This is a genomic window from Providencia sp. Me31A, assembly GCF_050487165.1.
GTDB lineage: Bacteria > Pseudomonadota > Gammaproteobacteria > Enterobacterales > Enterobacteriaceae > Providencia.
This window is the reverse complement of record NZ_JBKQGZ010000044.1, coordinates 1-9393: the sequence shown is the minus strand read 5'-3', so window position 1 is coordinate 9393 and position 9393 is coordinate 1. Positions and strand designations below refer to the sequence as shown.

8 protein-coding genes and 1 pseudogene are annotated in these 9393 nt (G+C 42.4%); 8 read left to right on the top strand and 1 reads right to left on the bottom strand.

Annotated features, from left to right (window positions below; all coding sequences use genetic code 11):
* Positions 1-127: 127 nt before the first annotated feature.
* The 7 genes and pseudogenes from ACLPIE_RS21930 to ACLPIE_RS21900 form a co-directional block, all read left to right on the top strand.
* A pseudogene (locus tag ACLPIE_RS21930) lies at positions 128-1726 on the top strand (type VI secretion system Vgr family protein); the annotation flags it as partial.
* Entirely contained in the window at positions 1726-2556 is an 831-nt protein-coding gene (locus ACLPIE_RS21925; protein ID WP_430263759.1) for a DUF4123 domain-containing protein, read from the top strand. The pseudogene ACLPIE_RS21930 and the gene ACLPIE_RS21925, both read left to right, overlap by 1 nt.
* Positions 2540-4471: a lipase family protein gene (locus ACLPIE_RS21920; RefSeq protein WP_430263758.1), complete on the top strand. Its 1932-nt coding sequence runs from the start codon at positions 2540-2542 to the stop codon at positions 4469-4471. Before ACLPIE_RS21925 ends, ACLPIE_RS21920 begins: the two co-directional genes overlap by 17 nt.
* On the top strand, positions 4461-5240 hold the full coding sequence (locus ACLPIE_RS21915) for a hypothetical protein (protein ID WP_430263757.1): 780 nt from the start codon (positions 4461-4463) through the stop codon (positions 5238-5240). The genes ACLPIE_RS21920 and ACLPIE_RS21915 overlap by 11 nt, the downstream gene beginning before the upstream one ends.
* Positions 5241-5633: 393 nt before the next feature.
* On the top strand, positions 5634-5891 hold the full coding sequence (locus ACLPIE_RS21910; RefSeq protein ID WP_430263756.1) for a HigA family addiction module antitoxin: 258 nt from the start codon (positions 5634-5636) through the stop codon (positions 5889-5891).
* Positions 5892-7045: 1154 nt separating this feature from the next.
* Complete coding sequence (locus ACLPIE_RS21905; RefSeq protein ID WP_430263755.1) at positions 7046-7465, top strand: hypothetical protein; 420 nt, start codon at positions 7046-7048, stop codon at positions 7463-7465.
* 3 nt (positions 7466-7468) lie between these two features.
* Entirely contained in the window at positions 7469-7837 is a 369-nt protein-coding gene (locus ACLPIE_RS21900) for a hypothetical protein (protein ID WP_430263754.1), read from the top strand.
* 135 nt (positions 7838-7972) lie between these two features.
* Here ACLPIE_RS21900 and ACLPIE_RS21895 read toward each other — a convergent pair whose 3' ends face one another.
* Positions 7973-8143: a SymE family type I addiction module toxin gene (locus ACLPIE_RS21895; RefSeq protein ID WP_430263753.1), complete on the bottom strand. Its 171-nt coding sequence runs from the start codon at positions 8141-8143 to the stop codon at positions 7973-7975.
* Positions 8144-8161: 18 nt separating this feature from the next.
* On the opposite strand from ACLPIE_RS21895, the gene ACLPIE_RS21890 reads away from it, so the two are divergent.
* A partial coding sequence (locus tag ACLPIE_RS21890; RefSeq protein ID WP_430263752.1) for an RHS repeat domain-containing protein occupies positions 8162-9393 on the top strand: 1232 nt, incomplete at its 3' end.

The window sequence follows — 9393 nt, the reverse complement described above, 5'->3', positions numbered from 1 at the left end:
GGTTTCCATACAAAGCATTCCAAATTATCCCTTGCAAAAACAGGGAGTGTAGCAGAGCTATCAGGTGGATCATTTTTACACGATCTTTCCTGCCTAATTTGGTGGAGTTTTGCATGATCATTAACAGCACATTAAAGCAAGTTGCAAGTTTTACGCAAAAACGCCTTACCCACAACGCGATTACATCACGCAGAAACGTGAATCCAATTACCAATTTTTTTGTCGCTTAGCCGCCGAGGAAGGTATTAGCTTTTGGTTTGAGGATGCGGGACAAGAGCCACGGCTGTTTTACAGCGATTCTCATTTAGGGATGACGGCGGGAATTGATTTGGTGTATAACCCCCAATACGATACCGATACCCAAGACCATACTGCGTATCACTGGCGCTATCGCGAGTCGTTGTTATCTGGCAAAACCCTCTATAAGGATTACAATCCTGAGCGCCCCTCTTACCCATTAGAACATGAGATAAAAGGGGATATTCATGGTCAGCACCCCTTTTACGAAAGTTATGGACGTTTTCAAACCCAAGAGGATGCAGACCGTTTTACAGCGCTTCGTCATGAAGGGAGTCAGCAATACCGTTGTGTAGGTAGTGCGAACACTAACTGTTTTGCTTTGATGCCGGGTAAAATTTTCGCGTTGTCATCCCACCCTAGTCTTGATATGAACCGCCCTTGGCAAGTGGTGTCGGTTTCTCATCACGGAGTCCAACCTTTAGCGGATAACAGAGGGGGCGAAGGTACGACTTTATCTAATCAACTGACTTTTATTCCGAGTGAGCTAGATTGGCGCCCGCCGTTTATTCATAAACCCATCGCGGATGGGGATGAATTGGCGACGGTGGTTGGGCCAGATGGGGAAGAAATTTACACGAACAAAGACGGGGCAGTGAAAATCTATTTTCACTGGGACCGATATCGTGAACCTGATTTAAGCAGCTCTTGCTGGGTACGTGTCGCACAAGGTTGGAATGGGGATGGGTATGGATTTATGGCGATACCCAGAATCGGTCAGGAAGTGCTTGTCAGCTATCTGAATGGGGATATTGATAGGCCGATTATCACGGGATGTACTTATAATGGGCGCAATGTGCCCCCATTAAATCTCCCCGATGAGATGACCCGTACCACGTTTAAAACGAAAACCCACAAAGGGGAGGGTTTTAACGAATTACGTTTTGAAGACAGAGCAGGCCAAGAGGAAGTTTATTTCCATGCCCAGCGTGACATGAATGTGCACATTGAACACGATACGCGTTGGCACGTTCAGCATGATGCTAAATATCGTATTGATAATGACCGTTTTACAGAAATTGCGGGCAATGAGCACTTCGTCCTTAAAGGCAATCAAAAGGAAAATATTACAGGCAGCACCTCTTTGCATATCGAAGGTGACCAACAGACACAAGTTGACGGGAAAACGGTGCATGCAAGCAGCCAGCAAACTCATTTAGTCAGCGGAGGGAAAATCGTTCTGGAAGCGAATACAGAAATCACATTGAAAGTGGGGGGCAGTTTTATTCGTATTACCCCCGGCACGATATTCACTTCTAGCGATATGGTGGTCGGTGGTGGCAGTGCAGGCAGTGGCGCCCCTGTTGCTTTGGAATTACCAGAAGGCGTCGCGCCGTTTGAGCAGCCCCCGTACCCCGTCAAAAAATACTGTGCCATGGCCGCGCAACAAGCGGGGGGATTAACCGTGAAGCCGAGTGAGAATGAATAATGCCACAGACATCAATTTCGACCCCATGCTCAACCTGGTTATCCTGGTTAACGGCTACCCCGCAAAATGATGTGTATTTTTTGATTAATACCCTATCAGACCCCAATCCGATTAAACGGTTCTATGCCCATGATTGGATTGAGGAGGCCTTCCCGATTTACCACGGAACGGCATTAGCACATTTGGCTGAGGTGAGTCCGTGGCTCGTGAAAGTCAAACGGTCACAATTATTTCACCTCGGTAAAATGTTAGACAGTGAGCCGTTTAGCGACCCCAGTTGGGGGTGGGCGTATCAAAGTCAATTGGATTGGCGTACCCAAATCACCCACTGGCAAAAATACCAGTTTGCTTGGATGGGGGAGGAGAAAATCATTTTTCGCTTCTTTGATGCCCGTATTGCGCGTACGTTGTTACCTAAATTAGGCCGAGGCGACTGGGCATTATTGATGATGCCCGTTGAGGACTGCTTTATTGAAGAGAGTGAAACGAAGGTGATTTATTCACGCCCTCCATATGCAGAGCCGTTCATTAGCCCTGCTGATTATATTCTCAGTGAAGAGTTGATTAAGGTCTGGCGAAATTCAGAACAAGCCTATCTGAATGTGATTGATAATTTTTATATTCAATTTTGGGAAAACCACCCGACCTTAGCTGACTCGTTAGATGAGCCAGAAGGGCGTTTAATTGCGCTTATCCGTGAATGGATGGACGAGTGTCAACAAAAGCGCTTAGACACCGCTTATCTCTTTGATGATTTATTTTTGCGTTACCTTGATGAAAAAGGCTATTTACCCGACATGACAAGGAGTGCCAATGCCGTATCAGTATAATGACCCCTATTGTGCAGATTGTTCTAAGCGTAAGGCATGGATAGAATGTGTGCTGGTTGATGAACAGAATCAGCCCTTGGCGGGCTTGGCTTACACCTTAAAAGTTCGTAATGGGGTTATTAGAAAAGGTGTTACTGATGCACAAGGGTATTTGAGGCAAGAAGACTTACCTCGTACGGTGGCAACATTGACCATTGAAGCTCAAAAACTCACCGATGAAATGGAAAAACGTCCACTGAGAACACTTCGAGGGGAGGCTCACTCGACCGTCAAACCTGATGTGCTATTACAAGGCTATTCCTATCGGTATGCGGTTATCGGGGAATTATGCGACAAAGCCCCGGATATCGATAAATGGGAACAGGCTCGTTTTGGGCTACCCCATTATCATTTTCCAAAAGAAGATGAATTTAACGGATTGAAATTCATGGGGGAAGATTTTAATCAACGTCATGTGATAGAAGTCTGTCCATTTAGAGCGTGGTCGCTAATTCTCAGCCACACCCCAGACTATGACATGGTCAATGCCTATAATTTAGGGTTAATGTCATTGCTTGTGTATAAAGATGAAACCATGATTGACCCTGATGAAATCGAAGATATGCGTGAATTTATCAACACACCAGATACCACCACGTCTGTTTTCTATCAACAGTGTTTTCATTTATCCAAAGTGCCTGTCATGACGGACGGTTACGATTACCCCGCTATTGTGACGGATGTGCCTTTTAAAGAGCGCTATCGCCCTGCAATTTACTTAGATCTTCAGCAAGCGGAAGATGCACCAAAATTTGAGCATGACACCCAAATGTTTTATGTGGAAAACGACACGCAAATTATTGCTGCCTGGCGAGGTACTGCCAGTGTAAGAGATGCGCTTACTGATGCAACGTATCGTCCTATCCCTTGCCCGAAAAGCATTCTTTTAGCTCAAAATGCCAAAGTACATAAAGGTTTTTTAGATGCTTATCAGTGTGTCGAAAAATATTTTCCGGTAAAAATAAAAAGAATTGATACAAATTCAAAAACAAAAGAATTATTCATCACAGGTCACAGCTTAGGAGGAGCACTTGCTTTATTGCACGCCAGCGAATTAAGGGATAATAATCCTCTTTTGTACACCTATGGTAGCCCGCGTGTTTTTACGGGCAGTGGCGTTAACGCCTTAGCATCCGTCAACCATTTTAGGCATGTCAATGATGCGGATACCGTCACCAGTGTGCCATTCGATACCAATATGGATAACTGGCTCTTTAATCTATACGGCCCATTGGGCACTGTTTTTGGGTTTAGTTGGACATTGGCAACATTGCCAACTATTCCACTGCAAAAAGCATTCCCTGATATGGGGGAGGTTTATTACCACCACGGCAATACCGTCAGTTTCTTTGAAGCCAGACAAATCGGTGAAGATCCAAAACATCCAGTCGGGGATGGAGCTGGTACCGTTCGCGCCCGTTGGCGTATGAATGGCAACTATAAATTTTACTTAGTTCCTGACATTGCCAATAAATTAAATGGTCAGTTAGAACAAGAGCAAAAAAATTATATTCATGCCATCAAAGTAGACCGGACTCTTATCGATGAAATATTTCCTAAAGGAAATAACCCATCGTTAGACACGATTATGACCATGGCAACCGACCACTCTATGGCCAGTAAATACCAAGTGATTATGAATAATCGGTTATTGAGTATGTTAGAGCCCACGAAAGCGCCTAAGTTAATCGCTTCAAAACAGCGATTTGAAGAACTCATTCATCATAAAGATGCTTATCCGTTAAACGCGCAGCGTAATGCGACGTTTATCGCGCTTGAAAACGCGCTTAAGAATGAGGTCAAACGAAGTACAGAAAAAAATGATATATTGAAACAGGCACTTGAACGCTACAAGGATGAAATACATGAAATTTAAAGCGAATAAAACGGTATTGGCTATGCTGCTCGGCCTGTTTTTTTTACACGGCTGCGCAGCTAATAACAGTATGTTTTCACCACCATTAGACGGAGAAAATATTCATTTTACAGCTACTGTGCCTAACGAATTAGAGGCCTTACCCATTTTAGCTACCTATCGTTCTGAGGTTTGCCGTAAAGAACGTCGAAACTCAAGCATGGAAACGTATACTATCCCAGGATTTCATAGAGCCAGCTATCCATTGACAATCGCGCAATCAAACCAAGTAGAAACGACCATTCCTGAATCAGGTGGCGGTCAATGCGATTGGAAACTCAGTAATATTAAATTTGAAATCAAACTCAAAGATTCATCAAAAATAGACCCGTTAATATCAAAAAACTTTGGTATGGAAGCCACCTTTGTGCTTGATAATAATGCGCCCGCGACTTTTGATGGCGGATATGAAAAAAAATCAGGAGATATAAATGAGCAGTTAATATTATTTCCTCTAATTATTGAGGATTTTATTGGTGGTCATAAAAAGTCATTTTGGCTAATTGCAAAATACGAAACCATGACCTATAAAGTAAAAAACGCCAATAATATCAATGTTGATCTTGATTATAAATTTAATATGAAAACGTACAGCATTGGACCAAAAGAGAAAAATAAAGATTCAATGGCTACTTTTATTTATCCTAATAAGGAACAAGAAGTTACTAGAGAAAGATTCCCTGATTATGAAAAACTACTTAAGATATCCGAATCCATGTCCGTTAAGTAAAAATCAGCCGCCTATTTTCAGGTTCCGATAAGACCCATTATGTTAAACGGGCAAGTTTATTGTCTAAAACAGCCCGTTTAACACCATCAAAACGCCTCAACCATATTTTAAGCACCAAACACACCCCATAACATCCAAATCTATCCTGAAAGTTTATAACGGTTTCTGTTGCCGTTAGGTATATTTTTAACATCGTCAGAGTTGGCTGAAAAACTGACCTGAAATCGTTGAAAAGCACAAACTTGTTTTGTGGTGTTCAACGATTTTACCAACCGAGTAAAACGATGACGGTAGTGTTATTTAAAATAAGCAGAAGAGTAACGATACACACAGTCGATTTTCGTGATAAATAGAGGCTATATCTCTTTAAAAATTAATAGAAGGTTGCAATAGATGAGAATGTACAAACCACCTCACGTAGGTGAATTAATCACTGAAACTTTGAATGAACTTAAACTAAGTATTGATATTTTAGCTGAAAAGTTAGAAATGAATGTATTAGAAACTGAACAGCTCGTTAATGGTAATCTAATCATTACATTACCAATTGCGAAGCGTCTATCAATGGCTCTCGGTAGCAGTTCATCATTTTGGTTAAATATTCAAAAAAATTATTACAAACGCTCCTCTATTGAGGATGAATTTTTTTGAAGATATTTAACCCATCAAATTATATTTTGTGTATTTTAATATCTGGTCATATTCAGCCAAAATTTAAACTTAAAATAAGCACAGTTATTAATTTTGAACATCAATTGACATAGGTTTACACGAAAAAACTGATGTATCAATACATCGGCAGCGCATCAGTTTGATGCGTGAGAACAGTAGTTACAGTTTAACTCTCTATATCACATATGATGTGCAACCATTTATTTCATACTTACCCATAGGATATATAAAGTTTCAACATTTTATATCCTGCATCAATTCGTCATCAGAATGATGCAGAAATGCATCAGTCTATGTTTACATAGCCATAACAATTAATAATAAACTTTATATTTATCAAATAAATACCATCAAAATTCCATTTTGCGTATGGTGTGTGTTTGTCAGAAATAAGAATTGGAAAGTACAAAATATTTCTGCGCTTGATAAATAGTTTTTTGACGAATCGAAAAAGAGTTTTAAATAAGTAAGCGACAATATGCTTAATTGTTTTCCTCTCAAATGGGGAAATAAAAAATAACGAGTTAACTAATCTATAAATATTCAAGACAACGATACACAGTATATAAAACTGGTTACACTGTTTTGTTATTTACCATAACGTTTCATTACGCGAAACGGCTGAACGCCGCCACGCGTAACACCCATTATATCGGCGCCGTTCGGGCATCGGGCGCTGCGCGGTTATCACAACATCGGTGGGCGGCTTGCCCCGCCCAGTGCCATTAGGCTGCGCTCGGCTCGCAGTCGCCAGATCCTAGCTCGTTCCCGTGCTCGCCGCTGTCACCCCGTGCGCCCCTAAAGGGGCTCCCTGCTTAACGGCTTTATACGTGGGCCTCGCCGGCCCACACCCGGCCAACCGCCGCCCGTGTCGCAGTGAACTGCGCCCCGTGCAACAGTTCTGGTCAGCCAGTCCGTAAGTCCAATAAAAGCCTGACAGAACACCGAAAGATGGGTAAACTTGAAAAAGTGCACGTCGGGTTTTTAGGGTTGGTTAAAACCACTTAATCAGCCAAATGTTCTTTAAAAAGTGATGTGTATCAGGTGGTTGAACGCATCCGGCAGTACAATGGCGTCGGAATACGCCCTATGACCCAATAGGGCTATTGGGCGGTGTGAATCCGTATGGGTATGTGCATTGTCCGGTAGGGTTTATAGATCCGTTGGGGTTGTGTAGTACTTCAAAACTAAACTCATTTCAACACGCTAATTTTTCTGATCCTAAAAAGCTAACTCAGCATTTTGAAAAACATGGTCATGAACTTAGAGCGGCTTCAGAAGCAGAGTATTTACAAATAGGCCGAGATGTTATGGAAAAAGGCCATAAAATAGAATACTACTATAAACCATTAGAACAGCACCGTACCGGATATGTAATGTATATGAGAAATATGAAACGAGGTGATGTGCAAATGGCATTCGTTGGAGTTAATCCTCAAGGTCAGATAGCTACAATACATACAAAAAGCGGTAAAGATGTTTGGAAACTACTCAATGGGAATAAAGATGAAAAAGTTATCAATCTTGTTCCTAGAGATGCTAATGGATTATAAAATATGAAATATTATGCGAAAGTAATTTCATTGAATCCAAATATTGAAGAAGAAGTAACAATTTCTCTTGGTGAAATTGTACTTACATGTTTTATCTGCGATCTAAATAATCCAATAAAATTAGATAGTATTTATTTAGTTGATCTTGAATTTGAAATTTTCGATGAAATAAGAGCTGAATTAGCCACTGATACTTTACCGAAACAAGTTGGAAAATCATTTTCATATGAATTAAGTGGCTATCTAATTGAAAATAAATTCATTATATCCAATGTGATATTTCAAGATGACTTGCTATATGAAGCTTCATTTTATGAAAATAAATATGTGAAAATTTACGTAGATAGAATCAATATCTCATTTTTGAACTAATAATCAACAGAATGATAATGTATTCCTACTTTATCATTCTGTTAAGAGCCGCTCGGTTTACCCTTTAGCTGCAGATAGACTCCGCCATCAACTCGCGAATAGTGTGGTGAGCTGCGCTTGCTACTGTTGGTTCTGCTACTTTATCGCTCTGATGTCTTCGTTGTCGGGGATTAACACCAAACAGCCGTTTAAAATCTTCATCGTGAACATGAAACCCGTCTCAAAACCTGCCTCTTTTAACCAATGCCCTGTTAAGTGGATTGCCGACAGTGGGCTGGTTTTACTGCAATTCGGGGCATAGCACACCGTGTAATAACGTTCTGTTTGGGAAAGAATTCAAGCCATTACACCGCCACCGGATTACTCGCCCATCAACGGGCGGGACGGGGCAGTGAAAATTTCCTGCAATCACTGCAACACAACCCGCATCAGCCGCCATTTTGTACCGATGTGCACCGTTCTTATCAATACGACCGCGCACACAATGTGGTGGGCATCGAGGATGACCGCTGGAAGCAGACCACCTATCGGTATAACGCGAACGACCAAATCATCGAAACCCAATACAGCAACCAAATTGGCAATCACGATGAAAAGTTTCTTTATGATGCGAACTTAAACCTCACCGAGCACATGACGTTACCGTCGGATGCGCAAGGGGCGATGCTGCAGTTATTCCAGCAACAACAAGCGGGGCGAGTCACACGGCGGGATACGGCAAGGGGCTATCAGCTTTATCATTATGATGTGAATGGGCGGCTAGAGAAGAAAATTGTTCATGAACAGGGTTACCGCCCAAAGGAATGGCGCTATCTGTGGAATACACAAAACCAACTGACCGCGTGTTTCACGCCAAAAGGGGATTGTTGGCGCTATACCTATGATGCGTTTGGCCGACGGCTGAGTAAAACGCAAACCGTGGATAGCCAAGCAGCGCATGTTAATCCACGGTTTCCCCAACTTAAGCCCAAAGTGACAGCATGGCACTATTTGTGGTCAGGCTACCAAATGGTGGAGGAAACGCCAATTTATGCCGATGGAACACCGGCTTATGATTCACAAATTCAATGGTTGTACGAGCCGGGGGCTATTACACCGACGGCGCGCTATCAAAATGGCAAATTGCACTATGTGGTGACCGACCACCAAGGCACACCGAGAGAAATTTTTACAGAAGCGGGTAAGGCGAGCTGGGCAGGACGGCTCAATACGTGGGGGCAGATGCAATTTTGGCAATCCCGCGATGGCCTTGCCGACAATGACCCAACTTATACCGAATGCCACTTTCGTTTTGCGGGCCAATACGAAGACCGAGAAACGGGTTTGTATTACAACCGCTTCCGCTATTATGATAAGGACAACGGGCAGTATATCTCCCCCAATCCCATAGGGCTACTGGGCGGGTTGAATCCGTATGGGTATGTGCACTGTCCGACAGGGTTTATTGATCCGCTGGGGTTGGCGGGTGGTTGTTGTGATGAACTATTAAAAAACCAAATAGGTAAAGAATGGGATGTTGGTGATTATTCTGTACTTAGAGATTCAGTTGTAGGACA

Coding starts and splice junctions, on each gene's coding strand:
- ACLPIE_RS21910 (WP_430263756.1), top strand. CDS start 5,634: ATGAGAATGTACAAACCACCTCACGTAGGTGAATTAATCACTGAAACT.
- ACLPIE_RS21925 (WP_430263759.1), top strand. CDS start 1,726: ATGCCACAGACATCAATTTCGACCCCATGCTCAACCTGGTTATCCTGG.
- ACLPIE_RS21900 (WP_430263754.1), top strand. CDS start 7,469: ATGAAATATTATGCGAAAGTAATTTCATTGAATCCAAATATTGAAGAA.
- ACLPIE_RS21915 (WP_430263757.1), top strand. CDS start 4,461: ATGAAATTTAAAGCGAATAAAACGGTATTGGCTATGCTGCTCGGCCTG.
- ACLPIE_RS21920 (WP_430263758.1), top strand. CDS start 2,540: ATGCCGTATCAGTATAATGACCCCTATTGTGCAGATTGTTCTAAGCGT.